Genomic DNA, 24167 nt, shown 5'->3' with positions numbered 1-24167 from the left:
GGCCGCGCGTCGGCGGCGGGGTGCCGCTCCGGCTCACACCTGGGGCCGGAGCACGTCGTACGCCCAGGACGCCAGGGTGGTGGGGGTGGTGCTCCGTACCGTGCGCGGCTGCTCGGGCACGAAGTCCTCGCGCAGTCCCGTCGACATGCCGATGACCGCCTCGGCCAGGCCCGGCGGCATCCCGGCGCCCCGGAGCAGACCGCGCATGGTGTCGTCGTCGACGCGTTCGACGCGCAGCGGTCGTCCGGTGGCGGCCGAGACGATGCCGGCCACCTGGGTCCAGGTGAGGTCGGCGGGGCCGTGGACGGCCTGGACGTGCCGTCCGGTCCAGTCGGCCGACAGCAGGCGCGTGACGGCGACCTCGGCGATGTCGCGGGGCGCGACCCAGGCCATCGGCTGGTCCAGCGGGACGATGACCGGCAGGGTGCCCGCGCGCAGCGCTTCCGTCTGCAGTTCGAGGTTGCTGAAGAAGTAGCCGCAGCGCAGGTGGGTGACGTCGGCGCCGAGGGCGTCGAGGGCGGTCTCGGTCGCCGCCAGGCCGTCGATCTCGCCGGCGCCGTGCCGCTTCTCGGCGCCCACGCTGCTCTGCAAGACGGTCCGCCCGATCCGGTTGGCCCGCACGGCCCGGGTCACGCTCTCGGTGGCGAGCGCGTAGTCGGCCAGCGGGTCGGGGCCGCTGCTCGGGGGGTCGACCCAGAACAGCGCGTCGACCCCTGCGGTGGCGGCCACGACCGCGTCGGCGTCGCGCTGGTCCACCTCGACGGTGTCCACCTCGGCCCGGACGGCGGGGTCGAGCCGGCCGGCGTCCCGGGCCAGGACGAGCGGGCGGACGCCCGCGCGCAGGAGCATGGCGACGACGTGCCGTCCGACGTTGCCGGTGGGGGTGGTGAGGGCGATACGCATGGATGCGATGTCCTTTCGGTGAGCCTCGGTCCTGACGCTACGAGCCGAACCGGACATCTTCTGTCTGCTTTGACGGACGTCTTCAGGGAGCCTCGTCCGCGGACGGGCGGCTGGGGCCGGCCCGGGTGAGGGCGAGGATCGCCATGTCGTCCTGGTTGCGTCCGCCGGTCCAGCGGAAGACGTCTCGCACGAGGGCGTCCACCAGGCGCCGGGGATTGGGGTGGTCGCCGGGGGCGAGCCGCCGGCACGGGTCGTAGAACACGCCGTCGCGGTCACGTGCCTCGGTCACTCCGTCGGTGACCAGCAGCAGGGAGGCCCCGTGGCTCAGCGGGAACACGTCCGCGTCGGCCTCCTCCCGCGCCGCGCCTCCCGGTATGCCGAGTCCCAGCGGCAGCGCCCGGGCGGTGGGCTCCAGCCGGGACACGGACCGCGGGTCGATCCGGTACGGCGCCGGGTGCCCGCGGTTGACCACCTGCACCGTGCTCCCGTCCGGCGGGATCTGCAGCAGCACGGCGGTGGTGAAGCCCTCCAGGGCGGCGTCGGTGCTCGCGTCACCGCCACGGGCGAGGGCCTCGTCCAGCCGGTCCGCGAGCCCGGCCAGGGTGGGCACCCGCCCCGCCTCCTGGCGGAAGACACCGACCAGCACACAGACGGTGGAGACGGCTCCCAGGCCCTTGCCCCGGACATCACCGACGATCGCGCGGACCCCGTACGGGGTCGTCTGCACCGCGTACAGGTCGCCGCCGATGCGCGCCCCGCTGTGCGCGGCCTCGTACCGGGCGGCCACCTCGACCGGCCCCGCACGGCGCGGCGGGTCCGGGAGGACCGCCCGCTGCGCGGCCTCGGCCACGTCGCGGACCTGCGCCAGGCGGCGCTGCTGGCGGGCCAGTACCCGGTTGACGCCCAGCGCCAGGGCGCCGGTGACGAGGACGTCCGCCAGGTCGACGAGGAGGGCCGTGCGGGGCCGGCCCAGGTACAGGTCGAGCGCGACCGAGGCCACGCAGGTCAGCACGGCGAAGAGCACGCTGGCGGGGAAGGACAGCAGGGCCGCGGCGACCAGCGGCGCCGCGGAGAGCAGCGGCAGCCCCGTGAACGGCTGGGGGCCGAAGAGGTCGGCCAGCACACCTCCGAGCAGCGGCAGGGCGGCGGCGAGGAGGAGGCCGCGGGATCTCCTACGGCTGCTGCGCATCGCTCCTCCTCGCACGTCCGCCCGGCCGGCCCTGTCCCCGGGCCGTGCCACGGACACCGCCGCGGCCGGCGCGTGCGGCGAGGAGCCCGCCTGTACCCACAGGGTGGTCGCTTCCCGGCACCGGCGCACGGCGGCCGAGGTCGATCGGGGCGGCGGGGAGGCCGCGTCCGCCTGGGCTTTTGCCTGCGTCGGCGGTGCGGCCGCGGGTGCCGGAGGGGCTACTGCGTCCCGGGCTCGGCCGCCGCCGTCGTCGCAGTCGCAGTCGCAGTCGCCGGCGTAGTCTCCGCGCCGCGGCCGACCTCGTCCTCGATGAGCGCGGAGAGCAGGGAGGCCACGGTCCGGCCGGCCTCCGCCGGGTGCCGCAGCACCTTGCCCGGCTCGATGCGGTAGGTGTTGCTCCGCCCCTCGCGTGTGTGGGACAGGTACCCGTCACGTTCGAGGTCGGCGATGATCCGCTGCACTGCGCGCTCGGTGAGGCGGCAGTGGGCGGCTATGTCGCGGATACGGACGTTCGGGTCCTCGGCGATGGCCGCCAGCACGCGCGCGTGGTTGGTGACGAACGTCCATCCGTTATGCGGCTCAGGCACTCCAACCATGGGTGAATCTTAGGTTCAGCTATGGCCGGAGTCGAATACATGACATATATTTCGTGTCACCAGTGACACACCTGCTGGCACAGCACCACGAGGACGGAGTCGCCGACGCCCATGGAGAGGCCGACCACGGGGGCCGCACCCGTGCCCCGTGCGCTGTCGACCAGTCGCCGTCCGCACGGCGACAGGACACTCGTCGTGGTGCGCGGCGAGGTCGACCACGAGTCCCGTGAAGTCCTCCACCGCTGTCTGCTGAGCGCCCTCGGTGACTCGGCCGGGGGGATCGTCCTCGACCTCGCCGAGGTCTCGTTCTGGGACTGTTCCAGCCTGAACGTCCTGCTCACCGTGCGCCGGCTGGCACTGTGCGCCGGCAAGACCGTGACCGTACGCGCGGCCGGTCCCTGCGTACGCCGCGTCCTGGAACTGACCGGCACCCTGCCGCTCTTCACCCCCGGCACCGACAACTGACCCCGGCCGGAACCGTCCGGCCGGGGCGCGACAGAGCCGAGTGAAGCGGTCAGTAGTAGTGCCGCATGAGGTCGGTGGCCCAGTCGGGCTGAGTGGTGGGGCCCTGCGGGCCGAACTCGTCCATGTGGGGCTTGATGTCGAGCACAGGGGTGCCGTCGACCGCGTCCAGGCCCTGGACGTGCAGGTCGAGACCGTCGACCTTGATCAGGCGGCAGCGGGAGAGGCCGATGCGGTTGGGGCGGTTCTTGCCGCGCTGGGCGAAGATGCCCACCAGGGGCCAGTCGGTGTTGCCGCGCGGGTGACGGGCGCCGGTCTCGATCTTCTCCACGGGCACCCGGTCGAAGTGGTAGACGACCTCCAGGTGGGAGAAGGCGTCCAGACCGGCCAGCGCCTCCGGCGCGTAGCGGGCGCCGTCCAGCCGGATCACGGCCGTGACCCCGCCCCAGTCGTCGTCACGGACCTCGTCGCGCCCGCCGACCACCCGGCCCACCGGATACGAGACCACCTCGGCCGCTCCGCCGTTCTCAGCCATCCCCCGTGCCTTTCCTCGCAGGAGGGCGCCCACTCGGGGCGCCGCCGCGGACCATGTGCCGCGCGGCGCCCGAGCCTACTCCACGCCTCTCTCCGGCCGCCGCCATCCTCGCTTCCCGCACGGCCCCCGGCCGGTCCGCACCGGCGGGCGCGGGGAGGGTGTCCGGCCTACGGCCGCCGCACCTCGAACTGGAAGCAGCCGTACTCCAGGGCCCGTACGTGCACCAGCGCCACCTCCGGGTCGGCGAACGCCTCGTCGAAGGCCCGGTCGAAACCGGCCCGGGCGTCCTCGGGGATCTCGAAGAGGCGGCCCCCGACGATGTGCCCCTCGGCGTCGTAACGGCGGATGGTGCGCAGCGCGCCCGGTCGTGCGAAGGGGTGGTCGCCGGTGTTCCCCGGTCCCGCGCACTCTTCGGCGTGGATGAAGACCGGCCCCGCCTCGTCGTAGGCGCCGGGGTCGGCCCCGGTCGCCGCCGCCCAGCGGCGCAGCGGCGCGTAGGAGACGAGGGCGATCCGGTCACCGGGCTCGACGGCCCGCAGGCAGCAGCGCAGCGGACTGCCCACGGAGTCCAGCGGGACACCGTCCTCGCGTGCGGTGCAGGGCCGCAGGGGGTGTCCGGAGTCGTCGCGGTCGCGGAGTTCCTTGAGGGCGGCGGGCGGGATGGCAAGGGGTGTGTATGCGGTCATGTGTCCAGTGTCGGCAGCGTGTCACCGGCCCGCCGGCGCTATTCGGACGCGAAGCCCGCGACCCGCCGACCCCGCCCGCCGGCCCCGCCCGTCATCCCTGTCCCTCCTCCACCGGCCCCTGTGCGGCCTGCGCGGCCTGTACGGCCTGCGCGGTCCGCAGGATGTCGGCGTCCCACTCCAGCAGCCGGACGAGTTCGCCGTCGTCGCCGGTCCGCCGGGAAGCGGCCGCCGCGCGGGCGGCGGGGGACGCGGTGTGGGTGCCGCGCGAGATGTTCCCGCTGACGGTGGTGTTGTGTTCGGTGCGGGGCCGGCGCAGCGTCTCGTAGAGGGAGAGCGCGGCCTCGGTGCCGGGTGCGTCGCGCAGGCACTTCGCGAGGACCACGGCGTCCTCCAGCGCCATCGACGCGCCCTGCCCGGTCGCGGGCGAGGCGGCGTGGGCGGCGTCGCCGACCAGCAGGACGCGGCCCGCGCGCCAGGGGGTGCCCGGCGGCAGCTCCGTGGCGTCGGTGACCATCAGCTCCTCGCCGGTGGCCGCGACGATGTCCGCGGCCGGGGTGGTGTCCGCGCGCAGCAGGGGGAGGAGCTGCGCGCGGCACATGTCCGGTGTGGCGGCGGCGATCTCGTCGGCGGTGAGCGGGTCACCGGCCACCCGCGCGAACCAGTACGTCTCCCCCCGCGGTGACACGGTGTGGCCGAACGCGACCGCGCTGCCCCGCACCATCGTGATGCACTCGCCCGGTGCGGTCACGGGAGCGGTGCCGGTGTAGCCGTAGAAGACGTGCTGGCCCGCGTGGCGCGGCCGGGTGTCGGGCGCGACGATCGGGCGGACGGTGGAGCGCAGGCCGTCCGCGCCGATGAGCAGGTCGCCCGTCGCGGTGCTGCCGTCGGAGAACCGCGCGGTCACTCCCCGCGGGCCGTCGTCGATCGCGGTGAGCCGGGCGCCGTGCCGGACGGTGATGCCCCGTGCCCCGGTCTCCCGCTGCAGGGCGGTGTTGAGGTCGCCGCGGCGCAGGCACCTGTACCGCAGCCGGGGGTCGTCGGCGTCGCCCAGCGGTACGTGCGCCGTCTCGGCCCCCGTCCGGTCGAGGACGCGCATCGAGGTCAGCGGGAAGCCGAGCGCGGTGACCATGGCGGAGGCGTCGAGCTGGGCGAGGGCGCGCATGCCGTTGCCGGCCAGCGTGAGGAACGCGCCGATGTCCGCGGCCGAGTCCGGGTGGGCCTCGTACACCGTGGCGTCGAACCCCGCCTTGTGCAGGGCCAGCGCCGTCGCCGTACCGGCGATCCCGCCGCCGATGACCAGAACCCGTGCCATGCGGCTCCCCCGCTCGTCCGTGTACGTACGGAAGCCAGGATGGCATCCGCCTGTGGACGGAACGTGCGGAGCGGGGCGGGAAGTTCCGCGCCCGGGAAGCGGACCGCCCGCAAGGCTCCGGTACGCCGTGGCCGGCGGCCACCGTCGACAGGGCATGGAACTGCTCGGCGAACTCGCCGAGCACCTGCTGCCTCGACCCGGCCCCGGGACGTCAGGGGCGCCAACGCCGGCGCGTGGTGTGGTCCTCGTAGGGCTGCGGGTCGGGGTAGGTGATCAGTTCCAGCGTGCTGCCCCAGGGCGTTCGCGTGTAGACCATGCGGTTGCGCGGGCCCGCTTCGGGGCCGGGCAGCGGGGCGGGCACGGACAGCGCCTGCCCCCCGGCCTCCTCGACGCGGGCGAGGGCGTGGTCGAGGTCGTCGACGTGGACGGCGAGGTGCTGCCAGCCGAGGTCGCAGGGCAGCGCCGGGGTCCGTCGAGGGGGGCCGGCGAACTCGAAGAGTTCGAGGCCGGGTCCGTGCGGCAGGGCGAGCATCCGGATCGCCCGCTGCTCGGTGCCCCCGGGCACCCCCAGCCGCCGTTCCAGGGCCTGCCCGCCGCGCGGCCCGTCCTCGCGGCGCAGCGTGTCGTACAGCACCTCCGCCCCCAGGGCGTGGACGAAGAAAGCGGTCGCGGCCTCGATGTCGGGGACGGTCACGCCGACATGGTCGATGCCCCGCACCGGCACCGGCACCGGAGGGACCCGCCGCTCGGGGTCAGGCCGGGACACGTGCGGGCCACGGCGGTGGACACGTCTGCATGCGGACACCCTGACACCCGCCCCGCACCCGCCCGAGCGGGCCGCACCGCCACGCCCCCGCACCGCCATCCGAACGGCGGCGACGAAACCCCCGGCCCGGCCCGGCCCCGGCCTCACCTCACCCCGCCTCCCCCCCCTCAGTCCTCCAGCATCCGCCGCGCAGCGACAAGCATCCCTTCCAGCGCGAGATCGAACGCCCGGTCCGTCCGGCTGCCGTGGACCGCGCCGAGCGCCTCGGCCAGGCGCGGGGTGGCCGTGTCGTCGGCGATCTCCCACATGGCCTGCGGGGCGGCGAGGTCGAGGGCCGAGCCGAGGACGACGTTCTCCAGGGCGGTGATGACCACCATGACGTCGGCGGTCGCGAAGCCCGCGTCGAGGAGGAGGGCGACGGCCCGCTCGTACTGCTCAAGGACCCGGGGCGCCCGTACGGGGTTGGCCATCAGCAGGGGGATGGCCCGCGGGTGCGCGCCGAACGCGGCGCGGTAGGAGCGGGCCCACCCCGCCAGGGCCGTGTCCCAGGGCCCTGCGTCCAGGGGCGCGGTGTCGATCGCCTCGGCGATCCGCTCCCGCACCAGTTCCACGATCCCGTCCCGGCCGTCCACGTGGTGGTACACCGAGCCGGTCTGCACCCCGAGCCGCCGTGCGATCTGCGGGACGCTGAACTCGCCCTGCGCGTCGAGGAGATCGAGCGCGGTCGCGGTGATGCGCTCCCGGTCGAGCAGAGCCGTGCGCGGCCGCCCCATGTCGCGTTTCCCCTTCGAAGGTCTTCCCATCCGTACGAACGGAAGGCTACATTGCGGAAACCGAAAGCCTTTAGATTTACGGGCTCCGGCCACCCCCACGCCTGTCATCCCTCCCTGCCCGCAGCCTTGCCCGCAGCCAGAAGGGCTTTCGCTCATGCCCGTCACCACCCCCGGCTCCAGCCCCTCCGGGAGCGTCACCTCCCCCGCCGCCCCGACCCTGCGCTCCGGGTCGCTCGGCACCACCGACATCGCCTTCTTCGTGGTGTCCGCCGCCGCTCCGCTCACCGTCATGGCCGGTGTCGCCCCGCTGGCGATCATGCTCGGCGGCATCGGCGCCCCGGTCGGCTATCTCGTCGCCGGGATCACGCTCGCCGTCTTCGCCGTCGGCTTCACCACGATGAGCCGTCATGTCCGGGGCGCCGGCGCCTTCTACGCGTACGTCACCCGTGGCCTCGGCCGCCGCGTCGGCATCGGCGCCGCGCTGCTCGCCCTGCTCGGCTACAACGGCATGGAGATCGGCGTCTACGGCCTCCTCGGCACCGCCACCCAGGGCACCGTGCGCGCCCTGGCCGGCACACACATCCCGTGGCTGCCCGTGTCGCTGGCGGGCCTGCTGCTGATCGGCTACGGCGGCTTCCGCTCCATCGACTTCGGCGCCAAGGTGCTCGGCGTGCTGCTCACCGCAGAGACCGGCATCCTGGTGCTGCTCGCCGCCGGAGTGCTGGTCAAGGGCGGGGCGCACGGGCTGTCGGCGGCCTCCTTCGCCCCGGCCCATGTGCTGGTGCCCGGCACGGCGGCCGTGCTGGCCTTCGCGTTCGCCGCGTTCACCGGCTTCGAGTCGACCGTCATCTACCGCCGCGAGGCCCGCGACCCGGCGCGCACGGTGCCCCGCGCCACCTACCTCGCGGTCGGATTCCTCGGCCTCTTCTACGCGTTCATCGTCTGGATCGCGATCCAGGCGTTCGGTGACGCCGAGGTGGTGCGGGCGGCGGGCGGCGACCCCGCCGGACTGTTCTTCTCCGCGATCACCACGTACGTGGGCGGCTGGGCCGCCGACACCATGCACGTCCTCATCGTCACCAGCGTCCTGGCCTCCCTGCTCGCCTTCCACAACGCCATCAACCGCTACGGTCTGGCCCTCGCCGAGGAGGGCATCCTCCCCGGGGCGCTGGCCCGCGTGCACCCGCGCCACCGCTCCCCGTACGTCACCGGTGTCGTGCAGACCGTGCTCGGCGCCGCCGTGGTCCTGGCCTTCGCCGCCGCCGGGGCGGACCCGTACCAGCAGTTGCTGCTGTGGGTGAACACCCCCGGCATGCTGGCCCTGCTGGCGCTGCAACTGCTGGCGGCCCTCGCCGTGCCCCTGTACTTCCGACGCGTCCGGCACCAGGAGGGCGTCCTGCGCACGGTGGTGGCGCCCGTCGTCGCGGCCGTCCTGCTCGCCACCGCCATCGCGCTGGTCGTCACCCACCTCGACCTGTTCACGGGGGCGTCCGCCGCGGTGAACACCGTGCTGGCGGCCGTCGTCCCCCTGGTCTTCCTCGCCGGGTTCCCGCTCGCCGGCTGGCTGCGCCGCCGCCGGCCCGGCGTCTACGAGCGGTTCGCCGCCGAGCCCGGCGAGGACGCCGCCCGGCCCGCCGACGCCGCCGCGCCGGACCCCGTCTGAGGCCCACGCCCCCGTCCAGCCCCCCCTTCCCGAACCGCAAGGAGCCCCCGCATGCCCACCACCGACCTCGTCCTCACGGGCGCCCGTGTCCGTACTCTCGACCCGCGGCGCCCGTACGCCGGCGCGGTCGCCGTGCGCGACGGGCTGATCGCCGCCGTCGGCGAGGAGAGCGACGTACGGGACTGGCGTGGGCCCGCCACCGAGGTCGTGGACCTGGCGGGTGCCACCCTGGTGCCCGGCCTGGCGGACTGCCACAGCCATCCGGTGATGGGCCTGGACATGACCACCGGGACCGACCTGTCCGCCGTGCGCGACCTCGACGGGCTGCGGGCGGCGCTCGCCGCGGCGGAGCGTGTCGACGGCTGGGTCATCGGCTTCGGCCTGGACCACAACGTCTTCGACGGCCGGCCCGTCGACCGGTCCCTCGTCGAGGACGTCCTCGGCGGAGCCCCCGCCTTCCTGCGGCTGTACGACGCGCACTCCGCCCTGGTCACCGGGGCCGCGCTCGACGCGGCGGGCGTCACCGGGCCGCGCGCGTTCGCGCAGCGCTCCCACATCGCCGCGGACGCCGACGGCCGCCTGACCGGGCACCTGGTCGAGCACGCCGCCATGGAGCTGGTCACCGCGGTCATGCCGCGTCCGTCGTACGCCGTGCGGCGCGCCCGGCTCGTCGAGCTGCTCTCCGCCATGGCGGCCACCGGCCTCACCGGCGCCCACGTCATGGACATCGGCGACCTCGACCTCGTCGGCGCCGTCGCCGAGGACACCGTCCTGCCGCTGCGGCTGCGCTTCGCGCCCTGGTGCATGCCGGGCGCCGACAAGGACACGCTGGACGAACTGGTCTCCCTGCAAGGACGCGGCGGGCGGCACTGGCGGGTCGGCGGGGTGAAGTTCTTCATGGACGGCACCGTCGAGGGCGGCACGGCCTGGCTGGACCACCCCGACTGCCACGGGCAGGGCACCGAGGCGTTCTGGCCGGACCCGGCCGCCTACAGCGAGGCCGTCCGGCACCTGGACACCGCCGGGGTGCGCACCGCCACCCACACGATCGGGGAGGCGGCCGTGCGGCACGTCCTGGACACCGTGGAGTCGCTGGGCGCCGGCGCTCACCTCACCCACCGGGTGGAGCACATCGAGTCGGTGCCCGACGACGTCGTGGCCCGGTTCGCGCGCCTGGGGGTCATCGCCTCCATGCAGCCCCCGCACACCGCCTACACCCGGGCCGACCGGACCGACGCCTGGTCCGTGCGGCTGGGTCAGACGCGCGCCGGGCGCGCCTGGCGGCTGCGCGACCTGCGGGACGCCGGGGCGGTCGTCGCGCTCGGTTCGGACTGGCCCGTCGCCCACTACGACGTCCGCGCCGTCCTGGCCACCGCGCGCAGCCCGCGGGGTGCCGCCTCCGCGCGGGCGGGACTCACCGGCCTGGAGGCCCTGGAGGGCTGCACCACCCACGCGGCGGTCGCCGCCGGTGAGGCGGCCGTCGCCGGGCGTATCCGCCAGGGCTTCCGGGCCGACCTGACCGCCCTGGGCCTGGACCCCGTCGAAGCGCCCGCGGACGAGGTCGCCGAAGCGGCGGTCCGCCTCACCGTGACCGGCGGCCACATCGTGCACCGCGCGTCCTGACCTGCGACGGGCTGCTGAAAGGGCAGGTCAGGAAGGGAACCGAGGACGCTGTGAGCCCCTCTCACCCCTCAAAGGGGGCTCACAGAATGAAGACCATGACCCGGTACGTGTCCACGGCCGCGCTGCTCGTGTGCTGCTGCCTGCCGCTGACCGCCTGCGGCACCGAGCACGCCGGGACGCGGGCGGACGGTGCCGCGGGGGCGGCCGGATCGTCCGTGGGCGACGCCACCGGCGACGACCAGGGGACGGACCTGCCGGACACCACCACGGACGACCAGCACACCGATCTGCCCGACACCACCAGCGACGACCAGCACACCGACCTGCCGGACACCACCAGCGACGACCAGCACACCGGCCTGCCGGACACCACCACGGACGACCAGCACTCCGGCCCGGACACCACCAGCGACGACCAGGGCTACGGGCCGCCCATGGGCGACACGACGGACGACTCCGAGGACGCCCCCTCGACCGGCCCGCACCGCTGGTTCCCGATGCTCCGTGAGTTCCGCGCGTACCTCACCACGAAGGCCCCGAAGGCGGACGCGGTCCACGCCGCCCATGTGGAGAGCGTCTACGTCCGCACCCCGGAAGGCAGCGCACGCGCCACGGCCGTGGTCCATGTCGACTACGGGGTGGACGGGGCCGACGCCGCGGAACGCACCGCCGAGGCGTTCACCGCCTGGCGGCGCACCGCGTACGGCGACCACGGCCATGTCGAGGTCCTCGGCCCGGGGAAGACCACGGTCGAACGGGACTGGTGAGGGCCGGCGGCGCCCGCCGCGCCGGCCGGTGACCCCGCTGCCGGGGCCCCGGTCAGGGGGCGATCGGCAGCTGCCGCTTGTGCTCGGTGAACCGGTAGCGGCGGACGATCGCCTCGAAGGCGGCCTCGGAGACCGGCTTGCCCTCCAAGAAGTCGTCGATGTCGTCGTAGGTGACGCCGAGCGCCTCCTCGTCGGGCCGGCCCGGGCTCAGCGTCTCCAGGTCGGCGGTCGGGACCTTGCCGACCAGCGCGGCGGGCGCGCCCAGCGCCTGCGCCAGGGCCCGGACCCGCCGCTTGGTGAGCCCGGTGAGCGGGACGACGTCGGCCGCGCCGTCGCCGAACTTGGTGAAGAACCCGGAGACCGCCTCGGCCGCGTGGTCGGTGCCCACGACCAGGCCCTCGTGCGCGCCCGCCACCGCGTACTGGACGATCATGCGCTGCCGCGCCTTGATGTTGCCGTGCAGGAAGTCCTGGTGGTGGGCGTCGCGGAAGACCGCGCCGCCGGTCAGCACCGCCTCCAGCGCGGCGTCCGAGGCGGGCCGCACGTCGACGGTCAGGGTCTTGTCGGGACGGATGAAGTCCAGCGCCCGCTGGGCGTCCTTCTCGTCGGCCTGGGTGCCGTAGGGCAGCCGCATGGCGTAGAACGTGGCCTCCTGCCCGGTGGCCCGGACCCGCTCGACCGCGAGCTGGCACAGCCGGCCCGCGGTCGTGGAGTCCACGCCGCCGCTGATGCCCAGCACCAGCGAGCGCAGACCGGTGCCGGTCAGCCGGCCGGCGAGGAAGGCCACCCGGCGCTCTCTCTCCTGCTGTACGTCGAAGGACTCGCTCACCTGGAGATCCCGGGCGATCTCCTGCTGCGGGCCGGTGGACGCCAGGTCGGTCACGATTGCTCCTCGTTCAGGCCCCGGGGCGGAAGCGGCGGGTGCCGCCGGGCCGGGGCCGCAAGTGCGGGTAGGGGACGCAAGCACTCTAGAGGGGCGGTCGGGGCCCCGCGTACGGCCGGGGGCCCGTGACCGGGGACGACGCCGCCGCCCGTGCCCGCGTACGGGCCGGGCGGGCGTCGGGGTGCGAAGGGGCGGCCCCTGCCCAGGGCGCGGGGTGCGGGGGCCGCCCGGGCCTTGCCGGTCCTGTCACAGCGCAAGGCACTTCGAGGCTAGAGCCGCGCCCGGGGACCGCGCTCGTCCACAGCGGCGGCCGGGTGAGTGCGGACGCCTCCGCCCACCCCGCGCCGAGGCGATCCGCACCGGGCGGCGGGCGGCCGGACCGCCGCTCACCGGCCCGAACGGACCTGCGATGATCGATGATGATCGATGGAGATCACCCGGCGGTGCGGGCGCCCGCACGTCGCCGTGTCCCCCCGACCGAAGGAGCAGGCCAGATGACGGACGGCGTGTGGAACGGGCTCGACGAGCTGGGCCCGCGGCTCGCGGACCTCTACCGCGATCTCCACCGGCACCCCGAGCTGTCGCTCCAGGAGCACCGCACGGCGGGCCTGCTGGCCGACGGCCTGCGGCCCCTGGGCTTCGAGGTGACCGAGCAGGTCGGCGGCACCGGTGTGGTCGGTGTGCTGCGCAACGGCGACGGCCCGGTGGTGATGCTGCGCGCCGACATCGACGCCCTTCCCGTGGCGGAGAGGACCGGGCTGCCGTACGCGAGCACGGAACGCGCCACCGACGCGGACGGGCAGGAGGTGCCGGTGATGCACGCCTGCGGTCACGACATGCACGCCACCTGCCTGCTCGGCGCCGCCACCCTGCTCGCGGGCGCCACCACGGCCTGGGCGGGCACCCTGCTGGTGGTGTTCCAGCCCGCCGAGGAACTGGCCCGGGGCGCGCGGGACATGGTCGAGGACGGGCTCTTCGAGCGGTTCCCGAAGCCGGACATCGTGCTGGGCCAGCACGTGGGCCCGCTGCCCGCGGGCTTCATCGGGCACGCCGCCGGGCCGGTGATGGCCGCCTCGGACAGCGCGCGCGTCGTGCTGCACGGGCGCGGCGGGCACGGTTCGCGGCCCGAGTCCACCGTGGACCCGGTGCTGATGGCCGCCCATGTCGTGACCCGGCTGCAGGGCATCGTCGCCCGCGAGGTCCCGCCAGCGGAGGCCGCGGTGGTCACCGTCGGGCGGCTGCGGGCGGGCACCAAGGACAACATCATCCCGGACACCGCCGAACTCGGCGTCAACGTGCGCAGTTACACACCGCGGGTCCGCGACCGGGTGCGCGCCGCCGTCGAACGCGTGGTCCGGGCCGAGGCGGCCGCCCAAGCGGCGCCCCGGCCTCCCGAGATCGACTGGACGCACGGCATGCCGCTCCTGGTCAGTGACCCGGAGGCGACCGCGGCCACCGTGGCGGCGTTCGCCGCTCACTTCGGCGCGGAGCGCCTGCTGCCGATGCCGCCGGTCTCCGCGAGCGAGGACGTGGGCGTGTTCGGCGAGGCGGCGGGCGTGCCCACCGTCTTCTGGTTCTGGGGCGGCCTCGACGCCGACACCACCTTCGCCGCGCTGGCCGCCGGGCAGCTGGACACCCTGCCGGGCAACCACTCCGCGCACTTCGCCCCGGTCGTCGAGCCGACCCTGGGCACCGGCGTCCAGACCCTGGTGGTCGCCGCGCTGGCCTGGCTCACCACCACGACGGCCGACGCGTAACGCCCGCGGTCCACTCCCAGGTCACCAGCGGTCCCGGTGGATCACCTCCGCGACGGGCCGGCGCCGTACGGGGCCGAAGCTGCCGCGCGGCCGGCCCACCGGCACCGCCGCGAAGGTGTGCATGTCCTCGGGGATGCCGAGGGCGGCCTTCCACTCCTCCTCCAGCATCAGGTGCCAGATGGTGATGTTGGCGGCCAGTCCCAGCGCGCGGGCGGCCAGCAGCAGGTTCTGCACGCCCGGGTACACGCAGGAGCCCTCCGCCAGCGCGGCGAAGCGCTCCTGGGTCTGTGCCATCCGGGCCGTGGCCTCGGCGCCCAGGGCCTCGGCCGAGGCGCGCAGGCCCTCTTCGTCGAGCCTCGGTGCGGGGAAGCGGTAGCAGGGCACGATCAGCGCCGGGGTCTCGGCGAAGTGGTCGCGCTGGTACTCGATGGCGGCGACCATCCGCGCGTACGCGGCCTCGTCCATGCCCGCGGGGGCGTGCTTCCCGGTGGTCGCGAGGTAGGCGTCCACGCAGCGCCGCCACAGCGGGGCCAGCCGGGCCATCACCGCCGGGTCGGTGACCACGACGTACTCGTAGCGCTGCATGTTGCCGCCGCTGGGTCCCCAGACCGCCGCCTGGATCAGCCGCTCCAGCAGATCCTGGGGAACGGGGTCGGGCTTGAGGCGGCGCATGGCCCGCATGGTGGCCATGGTCGAGAAGAGCGCGGGGCCATCCTCGCCGGTGTGCGTCGTGGGCTCGGGGGTGGTGCTGTCGGTCGTCATGATCGCGAGTCTAGGAGTGGCGTGAGGGGGCGTCATCATCCGGGCGGTGTAAGGGAGTCGGTGGCCGCCTCGCGTCAACGACCGGCGGCGCGGGTCACTCGGAGGAATGGAAAGGGCCGTACAGCCGTGCCGGGCGGCCCGGGGGCGGCGGGCCGGTCGCGATCATGGGCCGGTGATGTCAGAACACCGCCGTGCCGCACGCCGCCGGACCCTCCTGGCCGTGGCTGCCCTTGGCACTCTCAGCGCGTCGTTGATGGCGCCGTCCGCGTCCGCCCGTCCCTCCTCCGTCCCCGGCGGCGCGGGGTCCGCGCCGGCCGGCGTCCCCGCGGCTCCGCGCCCGATGACCGGGTCGGAGGCGGGCACCGACGCGTATCTGAGGTCGGCCCGCGACGCCCCCCGGTCGCTGCGCGACTTCTTCGACCGGCTGCCCAAGGGTGGTGACCTGCACAACCACCTCTCCGGTGCGGTCACCACCGAGTACCTCGTCGAACTGGCCGCCGAGGACGGCCTGTGCGTCGACACCACGACGCTGACGGCGCTGCCCGCGCCCTGCGGTCCGGGCACCCGTCCGGCCGCGGACGCCCGCACCGACCGCGCCTTCCGGGACGCGATCGTGCGGGCCTGGTCCATGCAGGACTTCCCGCCGGACCAGAACGGGCACGACCATTTCTTCGACACCTTCGGCAAGTTCGGCGAGGTGACCTGGCGGCACCGCGGCAAGCTGCTGCTCGACGTGGCCGACACCGTCGTACGCCAGAACCAGTTCTACCTGGAGACCCTGGTCACCCCGGCCTCCGACAGCGCCAAGAACCTCGCCACCGCGGTCGGCTGGGACCCGGACCTGGCCAGGCTGCACGGCAAGCTGGTCGCCGGCGGCAAGCTCGACGCGGTCGTGGCCGAGGCGCGCAAGGAGGCCGACGACGCGGACGCCGAGTTCCGTACGGCGGCCCGCTGCGGCACCCGGCGGGCCGAGCCCGGCTGCGCGCTGACGGTGCGCTGGATCTCCCAGGTCTCCCGGGGCAGTGCGCCGGAGCGGGTCTTCACCCAGATGGCCCTCGGCATGCGGCTGGCCGAGCGCGACCCGCGCTTCGTCGCCGTCAATCTGGTCCAGCCCGAGGACTGGGACAGCTCGCTGCGCGACTACAGCCTGCAGATGCGCATGCTCAAGTACCTGCGCGGGGTGTACCCGCACGCCCAACTCACCTTGCACGCGGGCGAGTTGACACCCGGGCTGGTCAAGCCGGCGGACCTCACGTTCCACATCAAGGAGGCCGTGGACGTCGCCGGCGCCGAACGCGTCGGGCACGGCGTCGACCTGGTCCACGAGGACGACTGGCAGCGCACCGCCCGCACCATGGCGCAGCGTCAGGTGGCCGTGGAGGTGCCGTTCACCAGCAACGCCCAGATCCTCGGCGTCAAGGGCGCCGAGCACCCCTTCAACACCTACCGGGCCTACGGCGTGCCGGTCGTGCTGGCCACCGACGACCCGGGCGTGAGCCGGATCGACATCAGCCACGAGTACGAGTACGCCGCGCGGACCTACGGCCTGTCCTACCCCGAGCTGAAGGACCTGGCGCGGGCCTCGCTGCAGTACGCCTTCCTGCCGGGCGTGAGCCTGTGGCAGGGCGACCCGACGCGGGACGGCTACCGCCTGGCGGGCGGGTGCCGAGGTGAGCGGCCGGGAGTGGTCCCGCCCGGCGTGGCGTGCCGGCGGCTGCTGGCCGCGAGCCCCAAGGCGGCCATCGAGTGGCAGCAGGAGGTGGCCTTCCAGCACTTCGAGCGGGTGTTCCGCGCCGCTCCCTGATCCGGTCGGGTGCCCGCGCCCAGTGCCCCGTGACCGGCGACACCGCCGCCGATCGTCAATGCGAAGCATGCCTGTTTCACCCGTGAAGGTGAGCCATATGGCTGTTCGTCGGCGGATTTTCGGTCATTCCGGGTACCGGACCCGCCACTGCGGTCGGCCCCTCCCGCCGCCTCCGTCACTCCGGATGGGCGGGGCCGGCCGACGCGCCGGGCGGTGACCGGCGCACATGCCGTCGAAACCCGGTCGGACCGGATTGACCGGGAGGCGGCAGCGGTCCCTTCTCGAAGCCGTGCCGGTGGGCTTTTCTGCCGGGGACGGACGCCAGTGCCCGCCGAGACAGCCGGTCTCCCCGGCCCGGGGGGCGTACCAGGCAACGGACGAAAGACGGGAACCACCATGCACATCCGCAAGATCGTGGCCGCCGCGGCAGCCCCGGCGCTGCTCGGGAGCGGCCTGCTCCTGGTGGCCGCGCCGAGCAGCGCCCTCACCGCGGCCCACCAGGCCGCCATGCCCGTGGCCGGCCGGCCCGCGGCCGGCCTGGAGTGCGGCCGCAACTGGCCGCACCACCAGTACCGCAAGGGCGGTGTGACCGGGGCGTACACGGCGTTCCACCTCTGCTGGGACAACCGGTACAACGCCCGGATCGACTACTCGTCCTCCTACGTCAAGGACACCCGGACGGACCGGGACAAGGCGTACGTCTACGTCAGGTACGACAAGCTCATCAACGGCCACAGCTACCGGAGGTGGACCGGCCCGGAGGCCTCCGCCGGGCCCCAGGGGGGCAGGACGAAGCACTTCCAGTGGGGCAATTCCTCGGTGCGCAACGTGGCGGTGGCGGTCTGTGCCGGCACCAGGGCGCCCTGGCAGGGCGGGAGCCACTGCAAGCTCGTCTGACGGCCCATCGGTACACCCGGGACGCCCGGTCCGGCGGCGGACAGCCGCCGGACCGGGCGTTCGCGCTGCCGGGCCCCCGCACCGCCCTGCCGCCGACCCGGAGGGACCCGCCTGGCCGGAAGCGGTCGGCAGGGTGTCCCTCAATGGTTTGCAAAGAGAAAGTCAAGTCATGATGGGTTCGGACCGGGAGACACGCGTGGGAACTGCGCGCATGAGCCGTACACCGCTGCCGGGCATCGGGAGCCGCTACGACCTGACGACCCGGGAGCGGCGACGCCTGTCGGTGGTGGCGCACCGGGACGGGTCACGGACGCTGAGCGCGTACCGGGAGGACGACGCGGACGCCTGCGCGCTGTCGGTGCGGCTGTCGCCGGGCGAGGCGGACAGTCTCATCGACGCGCTGATGCCGACGCACCACAGTCCCAACCTGCTGTCGACGACCGGACTGGGCCTGGTGGCCGAGCGGATCATGCTCTCGGCCACCTCGCACTGGAACGGCCGGCTGCTGGGCGACACGCAGATGCGTACACGTACCGGCGTGTCCATCGTGGCCGTGCTGCGCCGGGCCGAGGCGATCCCCTCCCCGGGGCCCGACTTCCGGCTGGCCGGCGGCGACACCCTGATCGTCATCGGCACGCTCGAAGGCGTGGAGGCGGCCGCCGTGATACTCGGACGGGAGTGAACGCATGCATTCGACCGCGGTCTTCCTGATCGAGTTCGGCGCCATCCTGCTCGCCCTGGGACTGCTGGGCCGGTTCGCCGGCCGGTTGCGGTTCTCCCCCATCCCCCTGTACCTGCTGGCCGGGCTGGCGTTCGGGGAGGGCGGGCTGCTCCCGCTGGGCGCCAGCGAGGAGTTCGTGGCGATCGGCGCCGAGATCGGCGTCATCCTGCTGCTGCTCATGCTCGGCCTGGAGTACACGGCCAGCGACCTCGTCTCCCATCTCAAGACCCAGTACCCGGCCGGTCTCGTGGACGCCACGCTCAACGCGCTGCCGGGTGCGCTGATGGCGCTGCTGCTGGGCTGGGGGCCGGTCGCGGCGGTGGTCCTCGCCGGGGTCACCTGGGTCAGTTCCTCCGGGGTGATCGCCAAGGTACTGGGCGACCTGGGGCGGCTCGGCAACCGCGAGACACCGGTCGTCCTCAGCATCCTGGTGCTTGAGGACCTGTCCATGGCGGTGTACCTGCCCATCGTCACCGCGCTGCTGGCCGGCAGCGGTCTCGCGGCGGGCAGCGTCACGCTGGCCATCGCCCTCGGGGCCGCGGGCCTGGTGCTGCTGCTGGCGGTGCGCTTCGGACGGCACATCTCCCGTTTCGTCTCCAGCGACGACCCGGAGAAGCTGCTGCTGGTCGTGCTGGGGCTGACCCTGCTGGTCGCCGGTCTCGCCCAGCAGCTCCAGGTGTCCGCCGCCGTGGGCGCGTTCCTGGTGGGCATCGCGCTGTCCGGGGAGGTCGCCGAGGGCGCGCACCATCTGCTGTCCCCGCTGCGGGACCTGTTCGCCGCGGTGTTCTTCGTCTTCTTCGGGCTGCACACCGACCCGGCGGACATCCCTCCGGTCCTGCTGCCGGCCCTCGCGCTGGCGGCCGTCACCACCCTCACCAAGATCGCCACCGGGTACTGGGCGGCGAAGCGGGCCGGGATCTCGGCCCGGGGGCGCTGGCGGGCCGGTGGCACGCTGGTCGCCCGGGGCGAGTTCTCCATCGTCATCGCAGGGCTGGCCGTCACCTCCGGGATCGAGTCCTCGCTGGGCCCGCTGGCCACGGCGTACGTGCTGATCCTCGTCATCGCCGGTCCGCTGACCGCCCGTTGGACCGAGCCCCTGGCCCGGCGCCTCACCGCCCGGCGCACGGCGCCTCAACTCGCGAGCCGTGACCGCTCGTTGCCGGCCCCGCGCCGGGCGGCGGACAGCCAGGACGCCGTCGACCGGTCCTGACCGGGCACTCCCCCGGCGGCGCCCGCCTCGCGGCGCCGCCGGGCAGGGTGCTCGCATAGAGTCATCCCATGGCCCGACTTCCTGACGACGCCGCCCTCGAAGCGCTCGCCGCCACCGACCCGCAGCGGCTGTACGACCTCGCCCTGACAGTCGGCGACAACCGTGCCCTGGGCAAACTGTCGGGCCTGCTGGCCGACCGGGAGACCCGGGAGGCGACCGACCTGGCGGTGCGGCTCGCCGAGACCCGGGGCGAGCAGGCGGAAGGGGACGCCTGGCGGCCGCTGGTACGGCGGGCCGCCTGGCAGTTGGTGCAGCGCCCGAGCACCGCGTACCTCAAGCCGCAGTTCGCCGACCGGACACCCGTGTCGCTGGACGACCCGGGCACGGAGCTGCGGGCCTGCCTCCTGCACGAGATGGCACTGCGGCACGGAGTCACCGACGAGGTCTACCTCGCGTACGCAGCCGGGCTGGCCGAACTGGGCCATCCCCTGGCCTGGCTCCCGCTCGACGCGCTGTACTTCGAACACACCATGCGCGGCGGCAGCACGATGGAGGGGCTCATGGTGGGGTCGTTCTCCCCGCGTGAACTACGCGCCTGCTACCCCGAGGTAGCGCCCACGGCGGGCGGAGAGCGGGCCGGCCGGACGGCCCGGCGGCTGGTGGACGAGGCGCGCGCCCGCACGGCCGCCGAGGGGTTCGCCGAACTCGCCGTGTGCGAGGTGGCGTTCTACACCCTGTCCGAGCCGCTGGCGGCGGGCGACTTCAACGCCGCCCTGCTCGCCGGACTCGACGCGCAGTGCCTGGAGGCGACCGACGCCGAGACGATCACCACCGTGCACACCACCGCGGACGACCTCGCCTCCGACCTGTTCAGCGCCGCGTTCGGTGGCGGGCTGTGGTGCCAGGGGCGGCACGGCGCCTACGCCAGGCTGGCCGCCTGGCGCAGCCTGTACGCCCTGATGGGCCTCGACACCCAGGTCCCGCACCGGGACGCCGTGCGCCTGGCCGCCGAGTACCGGTGGCTGCGGTTCGCCCTCGCCCCGTACAGCGAGAACCGCTGGTTCTTCGGCGATTTCACCGACACGGCCTTCGCCTGCCTGGACCCCACCCGCACGGTGGTCGGTGTGATCGCCGCGACCGAGACGGACTGAGCGCGCCCTCCCGGCCGGATCAGGTCAGGTCAGGTCAGGTCAGGTCAGCCGCCGACGTACCAGTGGAAGCCGCCGTTCGACGCGGCCACCGCGAGCAGCACGAAGAAGAGCACGAGGTCGACGACACCGAGGATCAGGCCGGCCTTGGCCATACCGCTGCCGCCGCCCTTGGCGCTCTGCTGCCGCAGGGCCACACCGCCGAAGATGATGGCCAGCGGGCCGAGGACCACGTTCAGGAAGAACACGCCGACGATGCCGCAGACGAGGCTCGCGACCGCCAGGCCGTTGGTGCGCGATCCGGAGGACGCCGCGGAGGGGCCACCGTAACTGGTCATCACTCTCTCCCGTGATCGGTGTGGTTGACGCAGGGCGTGCCCGAAGGGTCACGCCCTCTTCGCCGTTCCTTCACCGCCCGGGTGCCCGCTCCTCCCGCGACCATGCCCGAGGCCCGCACCGGGACAACTGAGGGCTGCTTCCGGTCAGTTCGCACTCTGGTCACGGCGACCGCCGTGCGCTATACCTTCGCATGATTGATTCTGCTTGCTTCAGTGCCGTATCACGCACGTTCAATCACCGCATTCCGTATCAGCCGACGTGTGCGAAGGGACCGACATGACCGCTCCACCCCGCAGACGCAAGGCCCTCCGTTCCTCCGGGGCGGCCGTGGCGGCCACGGCCGTGCTCGCGGTGCTCGCGACCACGGCCGGACCGGCCGGACCGGCCCGCGCCGCGACGACCGCCTCCGCCGCGGCCCCGACCGTCATCGGCGCGGTCACCGGGTTCTCGCACTCGGGCGCCGCCTACACCTTCACCGCGAACTCGGCGAAGGCGCGGGTCAGTTTCGTCTCGGCCGACACCTTCCGCATCGAGGTGGCCCCGGACGGCACGTTCACCGACCCCGTGGGCAGTGACATCGTGCTGCCGCAGGGCAAGGCGCCGGCCACCCACTGGCGCGACCGCGGCGACCGCTACGAGCTGGCCACGGACAAGGTGACCCTGCGCGCCTACAAGTCGCCGCTGCGGTTCGCCCTGTACCGCGCGGACGGCACCCGCCTGTGGGAGGAGACCCAGGGCATCAGCTGGGACGGCACCGCCACCACCCAGACCCTCTCGCGCGGCGCCGGCGAGCAGTTCTACGGCACCGGCGAGCAGAACGGCAGCGGCAACACCTCGCAGCGCGGCAAGACCCTCGAAGTGGGCGTCGACTACAACTGGAACGAGGGCGGTCACCCCAACTCGGTGCCGTTCTACCTGTCCTCGGCCGGCTACGGCGTCTACCGCAACACCTACGCCCCCGGCACCTACGCCTTCACCGACCCGGTCACCGCCACCGAGCAGGAGAACCGGTTCGACGCCTACTACTTCGCGGGGAACTCCGCCAAGGACGTCATAGGCCGGTACACCCAGCTCACCGGCCGGCCCATGCTGCCGCCCGTCTACGGCCTGGAGATCGGTGACTCCGACTGCTACCTGCACAACGCCAACCGCGGCGAGCGGCACACCTTGGACGCCCTCAAGGTGGCCGACGACTACGTCAAGAACGACATGCCGCTGGGCTGGATGCTCGTCAACGACGGCTACGGCTGCGGTTACGAGGACCTCGCCGAGACCGCGAAGGGCCTCAACTCCCGCAAGACGCAGATGGGTCTGTGGACCGAGAACGGCCTGGACAAGCTGGCCGATCAGGTCAAGGCGGGCCAGCGGGTGGCCAAGCTGGACGTGGCCTGGGTGGGCGACGGGTACAAGTTCGCCCTGGACGGCTGCAAGGCGGCCTACCAGGGCATCGAGGACAACAGCGACGCCCGCGGCTTCACCTGGGCCCCGGAGAGCTGGGCGGGCGCGCAGCGCTGCGGCGTGCAGTGGAGCGGCGACCAGTCCGGCGGCTGGGACTACATCCGCTGGCAGATCCCGACGTACGCCGGTGCCACGATGTCGGGCCTGGCCTACACCTCCGGTGACGTGGACGGCATCTTCGGCGGCAGCGCCAAGACGTACACCCGCGACCTGGAGTGGAAGTCGTTCCTGCCGGCCGTGATGACCATGGACGGCTGGGCCGCCCAGGACAAGCAGCCCTACCGGTACGGGGAGCCGTACACCAGCATCAACCGCAAGTACCTCAAGCTGAAGGAATCGCTGCTGCCGTACATGTACACGTACGCGGCCGAGGCCCACCGCACCGGTGTCGGCGCCGTGCGCCCGCTGGCGCTGGAGTACCCGGACGACGCGACGGCGGCGAGCGACGCGGCCAAGTACGAGTTCCTGACCGGCCGGGACTTCCTGGTGGCGCCCGTCTACAGCGACACCGCCGTGCGCGACGGCATCTACCTGCCCAAGGGCGACTGGATCGACTACTGGACCGGCCGGACGTACCACGGCCCGGCCACCGTCGACGGCTACCAGGCCCCGCTGGACACCCTGCCGCTGTTCGTCAAGGCGGGCGCGACCGTGCCGATGTGGCCGGGCGTCACCTCCTACCAGGACCGCACCGCCGGCTCCCCGCTCGCCTGGGACGTCTACCCGCAGGGGCGCAGCTCCTTCACCCTGTACGAGGACGACGGCGTGACGCGCCGGCACCGCTCGGGCAAGTACGCCGAGCAGCCGGTGACCGTGACCGCCCCGCGCAGCGGCGCGGGTCCGGTGCGCATCGCGGTCGGCGCCGAGAAGGGCGACTTCACGGGCAAGCAGCAGAGCCGCCCGTACGCGTTCACGGTGCATACCGGTTCGGCGCCCGGGCATGTCTCGCTGGACGGCCGCACGCTGCCCCGGTTCACCTCGAAGGCCGCCTTCGACGCGGCCGGCCAGGGCTGGTGGTACGACCCCTCGGACCGGGCCGGGGTGGTCCAGGTCAAGACCCGTTCGCTGAGCACCGCCCAGGGCTTCCGGATCGACCTGGCCGGGGCGAGCGCGGTGGGCGGCAAGGTGCCCGGCGCCACCGGTACCGTCGCGCTCACCCCGCCCGGGGAGCTGGGCGCCGGTGTGTCCGGCAAGGTCACGGTGGGTTTCACCGCGGGCCGTACCGGCAGCTCCGCGACCCGGCTGTCGGTGACCGCGCCCGCCGGGTGGACGGTCTCGCCGGAGCGCGATCTCGGCCGGCTCAGGCCGGGGCAGCGGGTGAGCGCGGACTTCACCGTGACGCCGCCGGCCGGCGCCACGGCGGGTGAGGCCGTGCTGACCGGGACCGCGCGCTACCGGTCGGCGGGAGAGGACCGTGTCACCACGGGGCGGACCGCGATACGCACCATGCCCGCCCCGCCCCGGGGCGACAGCTGGGCCAGTGACCTGCCCTGGCTGAACTCCACCAACGGCTACGGACCGGCCGAACGGGACCGCAGCAACGGGGAGTCGGCCGCCGGTGACGGCCACACCCTCACCCTGAACGGCACCGCCTACGCCAAGGGCATCGGTGTGCACGCCGACTCCGCCATCGAGTTCTGGCTCGGCGGCCGGTGCTCCGCCCTGACCGCGACCGCCGGGATCGACGACGAGATCAACGGCTACGGCGGCGTGTCCTTCTCGGTCGTCGCGGACGGGAAGAAGGTGTGGTCCTCCCCGACCGTGAGCGGCACGTCAGATCCGCTGCCGGTGGACGTGCCGCTGGCCGGTGCCCGCCATGTCCAGCTGGTGGTCACCGACACGGACGGCACGAAGTCCGGCGACCACGGCGACTGGGCGCAGGCGAAGTTCCACTGCGCGGGCTGACCGGCCTG

Annotated in this window: 22 protein-coding genes; 11 read left to right on the top strand and 11 right to left on the bottom strand. The window is 73.8% G+C overall.

The window, feature by feature from the left end; genetic code table 11:
• Window positions 1-33: 33 nt before the first annotated feature.
• The 3 genes from ABZ858_RS06335 to ABZ858_RS06325 all read right to left on the bottom strand — a co-directional run bounded on the left by ABZ858_RS06335 (window position 34) and on the right by ABZ858_RS06325 (window position 2688).
• Window positions 34-903 carry an NAD(P)H-binding protein gene (locus ABZ858_RS06335; RefSeq protein WP_361373258.1) on the bottom strand — a complete coding sequence of 290 codons (870 nt, stop codon included), beginning with the start codon at window positions 901-903 and terminating at the stop codon, window positions 34-36.
• A gap of 82 nt (window positions 904-985) precedes the next feature.
• The gene (locus ABZ858_RS06330) at window positions 986-2092 is read right to left on the bottom strand and encodes a PP2C family protein-serine/threonine phosphatase (RefSeq protein WP_361373256.1); all 1107 of its coding nucleotides are present in this window, start codon (window positions 2090-2092) and stop codon (window positions 986-988) included.
• A 218-nt stretch (window positions 2093-2310) separates the two neighbouring features.
• Window positions 2311-2688 carry a helix-turn-helix domain-containing protein gene (locus ABZ858_RS06325; protein WP_361373254.1) on the bottom strand — a complete coding sequence of 126 codons (378 nt, stop codon included), beginning with the start codon at window positions 2686-2688 and terminating at the stop codon, window positions 2311-2313.
• Window positions 2689-2799: 111 nt separating this feature from the next.
• Between ABZ858_RS06325 and ABZ858_RS06320 the strand changes: the two genes are divergently transcribed.
• On the top strand, window positions 2800-3153 hold the full coding sequence (locus ABZ858_RS06320) for an STAS domain-containing protein (protein WP_361373252.1): 354 nt from the start codon (window positions 2800-2802) through the stop codon (window positions 3151-3153).
• A 49-nt stretch (window positions 3154-3202) separates the two neighbouring features.
• Here ABZ858_RS06320 and ABZ858_RS06315 read toward each other — a convergent pair whose 3' ends face one another.
• The 5 genes from ABZ858_RS06315 to ABZ858_RS06295 all read right to left on the bottom strand — a co-directional run bounded on the left by ABZ858_RS06315 (window position 3203) and on the right by ABZ858_RS06295 (window position 7222).
• Window positions 3203-3685 carry an SAM-dependent methyltransferase gene (locus tag ABZ858_RS06315; RefSeq protein ID WP_361373250.1) on the bottom strand — a complete coding sequence of 161 codons (483 nt, stop codon included), beginning with the start codon at window positions 3683-3685 and terminating at the stop codon, window positions 3203-3205.
• A gap of 167 nt (window positions 3686-3852) precedes the next feature.
• Window positions 3853-4371, bottom strand: a complete 519-nt coding sequence (locus ABZ858_RS06310) for a DUF1203 domain-containing protein (RefSeq protein ID WP_361373248.1) — start codon at window positions 4369-4371, stop codon at window positions 3853-3855.
• Window positions 4372-4462: 91 nt separating this feature from the next.
• Entirely contained in the window at window positions 4463-5683 is a 1221-nt protein-coding gene (locus ABZ858_RS06305) for an NAD(P)/FAD-dependent oxidoreductase (RefSeq protein ID WP_361373246.1), read from the bottom strand.
• 211 nt (window positions 5684-5894) lie between these two features.
• Complete coding sequence (locus tag ABZ858_RS06300) at window positions 5895-6407, bottom strand: VOC family protein (RefSeq protein ID WP_361373722.1); 513 nt, start codon at window positions 6405-6407, stop codon at window positions 5895-5897.
• Window positions 6408-6616: 209 nt separating this feature from the next.
• On the bottom strand, window positions 6617-7222 hold the full coding sequence (locus ABZ858_RS06295; RefSeq protein WP_361373244.1) for a TetR/AcrR family transcriptional regulator C-terminal domain-containing protein: 606 nt from the start codon (window positions 7220-7222) through the stop codon (window positions 6617-6619).
• Window positions 7223-7376: 154 nt separating this feature from the next.
• Between ABZ858_RS06295 and ABZ858_RS06290 the strand changes: the two genes are divergently transcribed.
• The 3 genes from ABZ858_RS06290 to ABZ858_RS06280 all read left to right on the top strand — a co-directional run bounded on the left by ABZ858_RS06290 (window position 7377) and on the right by ABZ858_RS06280 (window position 11275).
• On the top strand, window positions 7377-8885 hold the full coding sequence (locus ABZ858_RS06290) for an APC family permease (RefSeq protein ID WP_361373242.1): 1509 nt from the start codon (window positions 7377-7379) through the stop codon (window positions 8883-8885).
• Window positions 8886-8936: 51 nt separating this feature from the next.
• Window positions 8937-10508, top strand: a complete 1572-nt coding sequence (locus tag ABZ858_RS06285; RefSeq protein WP_361373240.1) for an amidohydrolase — start codon at window positions 8937-8939, stop codon at window positions 10506-10508.
• A 95-nt stretch (window positions 10509-10603) separates the two neighbouring features.
• Window positions 10604-11275: a hypothetical protein gene (locus ABZ858_RS06280; protein WP_361373237.1), complete on the top strand. Its 672-nt coding sequence runs from the start codon at window positions 10604-10606 to the stop codon at window positions 11273-11275.
• A 52-nt stretch (window positions 11276-11327) separates the two neighbouring features.
• On the opposite strand, the gene nadE is transcribed toward ABZ858_RS06280, so the two are convergent.
• Window positions 11328-12158: an ammonia-dependent NAD(+) synthetase gene (gene nadE / locus ABZ858_RS06275; RefSeq protein ID WP_361373235.1), complete on the bottom strand. Its 831-nt coding sequence runs from the start codon at window positions 12156-12158 to the stop codon at window positions 11328-11330.
• A gap of 494 nt (window positions 12159-12652) precedes the next feature.
• On the opposite strand from nadE, the gene ABZ858_RS06270 reads away from it, so the two are divergent.
• The gene (locus ABZ858_RS06270; protein WP_361373233.1) at window positions 12653-13915 is read left to right on the top strand and encodes an amidohydrolase; all 1263 of its coding nucleotides are present in this window, start codon (window positions 12653-12655) and stop codon (window positions 13913-13915) included.
• Window positions 13916-13936: 21 nt separating this feature from the next.
• On the opposite strand, the gene ABZ858_RS06265 is transcribed toward ABZ858_RS06270, so the two are convergent.
• Window positions 13937-14677: a nitroreductase family protein gene (locus tag ABZ858_RS06265; RefSeq protein WP_361373231.1), complete on the bottom strand. Its 741-nt coding sequence runs from the start codon at window positions 14675-14677 to the stop codon at window positions 13937-13939.
• 175 nt (window positions 14678-14852) lie between these two features.
• On the opposite strand from ABZ858_RS06265, the gene ABZ858_RS06260 reads away from it, so the two are divergent.
• The 5 genes from ABZ858_RS06260 (at window position 14853) to ABZ858_RS06240 (ending at window position 20460) form a co-directional block, all read left to right on the top strand.
• Window positions 14853-16481, top strand: a complete 1629-nt coding sequence (locus ABZ858_RS06260; RefSeq protein ID WP_361373229.1) for an adenosine deaminase — start codon at window positions 14853-14855, stop codon at window positions 16479-16481.
• Between the two features lie 396 nt (window positions 16482-16877).
• Window positions 16878-17378, top strand: a complete 501-nt coding sequence (locus tag ABZ858_RS06255) for a hypothetical protein (protein WP_361373227.1) — start codon at window positions 16878-16880, stop codon at window positions 17376-17378.
• A gap of 211 nt (window positions 17379-17589) precedes the next feature.
• A complete protein-coding gene (locus ABZ858_RS06250; RefSeq protein ID WP_361373225.1) occupies window positions 17590-18060 on the top strand; it encodes a TrkA C-terminal domain-containing protein in 471 nt (156 codons plus the stop codon).
• A gap of 4 nt (window positions 18061-18064) precedes the next feature.
• Entirely contained in the window at window positions 18065-19309 is a 1245-nt protein-coding gene (locus ABZ858_RS06245) for a cation:proton antiporter (protein ID WP_361373223.1), read from the top strand.
• 68 nt (window positions 19310-19377) lie between these two features.
• Window positions 19378-20460, top strand: a complete 1083-nt coding sequence (locus tag ABZ858_RS06240) for a DUF6183 family protein (protein ID WP_361373221.1) — start codon at window positions 19378-19380, stop codon at window positions 20458-20460.
• A 44-nt stretch (window positions 20461-20504) separates the two neighbouring features.
• Here ABZ858_RS06240 and ABZ858_RS06235 read toward each other — a convergent pair whose 3' ends face one another.
• Window positions 20505-20795: a DUF4190 domain-containing protein gene (locus ABZ858_RS06235; RefSeq protein WP_361373219.1), complete on the bottom strand. Its 291-nt coding sequence runs from the start codon at window positions 20793-20795 to the stop codon at window positions 20505-20507.
• A gap of 277 nt (window positions 20796-21072) precedes the next feature.
• Between ABZ858_RS06235 and ABZ858_RS06230 the strand changes: the two genes are divergently transcribed.
• Window positions 21073-24159 carry an NPCBM/NEW2 domain-containing protein gene (locus ABZ858_RS06230; protein ID WP_361373217.1) on the top strand — a complete coding sequence of 1029 codons (3087 nt, stop codon included), beginning with the start codon at window positions 21073-21075 and terminating at the stop codon, window positions 24157-24159.
• Window positions 24160-24167: the final 8 nt, after the last annotated feature.

The organism is Streptomyces sp. NPDC047017, assembly GCF_040644175.1.
In the GTDB taxonomy this organism is placed as follows: domain Bacteria; phylum Actinomycetota; class Actinomycetes; order Streptomycetales; family Streptomycetaceae; genus Streptomyces.
The sequence above is the reverse complement of the archived record's forward strand: the minus strand, read 5'-3'. Positions and strand labels throughout refer to the sequence as shown.

Coding starts and splice junctions, on each gene's coding strand:
- ABZ858_RS06335 (WP_361373258.1), bottom strand. CDS start 903: ATGCGTATCGCCCTCACCACCCCCACCGGCAACGTCGGACGGCACGTC.
- ABZ858_RS06330 (WP_361373256.1), bottom strand. CDS start 2,092: ATGCGCAGCAGCCGTAGGAGATCCCGCGGCCTCCTCCTCGCCGCCGCC.
- ABZ858_RS06325 (WP_361373254.1), bottom strand. CDS start 2,688: ATGGTTGGAGTGCCTGAGCCGCATAACGGATGGACGTTCGTCACCAAC.
- ABZ858_RS06320 (WP_361373252.1), top strand. CDS start 2,800: ATGGAGAGGCCGACCACGGGGGCCGCACCCGTGCCCCGTGCGCTGTCG.
- ABZ858_RS06315 (WP_361373250.1), bottom strand. CDS start 3,685: ATGGCTGAGAACGGCGGAGCGGCCGAGGTGGTCTCGTATCCGGTGGGC.
- ABZ858_RS06310 (WP_361373248.1), bottom strand. CDS start 4,371: ATGACCGCATACACACCCCTTGCCATCCCGCCCGCCGCCCTCAAGGAA.
- ABZ858_RS06305 (WP_361373246.1), bottom strand. CDS start 5,683: ATGGCACGGGTTCTGGTCATCGGCGGCGGGATCGCCGGTACGGCGACG.
- ABZ858_RS06295 (WP_361373244.1), bottom strand. CDS start 7,222: ATGGGGCGGCCGCGCACGGCTCTGCTCGACCGGGAGCGCATCACCGCG.
- ABZ858_RS06290 (WP_361373242.1), top strand. CDS start 7,377: ATGCCCGTCACCACCCCCGGCTCCAGCCCCTCCGGGAGCGTCACCTCC.
- ABZ858_RS06285 (WP_361373240.1), top strand. CDS start 8,937: ATGCCCACCACCGACCTCGTCCTCACGGGCGCCCGTGTCCGTACTCTC.
- ABZ858_RS06280 (WP_361373237.1), top strand. CDS start 10,604: ATGACCCGGTACGTGTCCACGGCCGCGCTGCTCGTGTGCTGCTGCCTG.
- ABZ858_RS06270 (WP_361373233.1), top strand. CDS start 12,653: ATGACGGACGGCGTGTGGAACGGGCTCGACGAGCTGGGCCCGCGGCTC.
- ABZ858_RS06265 (WP_361373231.1), bottom strand. CDS start 14,677: ATGACGACCGACAGCACCACCCCCGAGCCCACGACGCACACCGGCGAG.
- ABZ858_RS06260 (WP_361373229.1), top strand. CDS start 14,853: ATGTCAGAACACCGCCGTGCCGCACGCCGCCGGACCCTCCTGGCCGTG.
- ABZ858_RS06255 (WP_361373227.1), top strand. CDS start 16,878: ATGCACATCCGCAAGATCGTGGCCGCCGCGGCAGCCCCGGCGCTGCTC.
- ABZ858_RS06250 (WP_361373225.1), top strand. CDS start 17,590: ATGAGCCGTACACCGCTGCCGGGCATCGGGAGCCGCTACGACCTGACG.
- ABZ858_RS06245 (WP_361373223.1), top strand. CDS start 18,065: ATGCATTCGACCGCGGTCTTCCTGATCGAGTTCGGCGCCATCCTGCTC.
- ABZ858_RS06240 (WP_361373221.1), top strand. CDS start 19,378: ATGGCCCGACTTCCTGACGACGCCGCCCTCGAAGCGCTCGCCGCCACC.
- ABZ858_RS06235 (WP_361373219.1), bottom strand. CDS start 20,795: ATGACCAGTTACGGTGGCCCCTCCGCGGCGTCCTCCGGATCGCGCACC.
- ABZ858_RS06230 (WP_361373217.1), top strand. CDS start 21,073: ATGACCGCTCCACCCCGCAGACGCAAGGCCCTCCGTTCCTCCGGGGCG.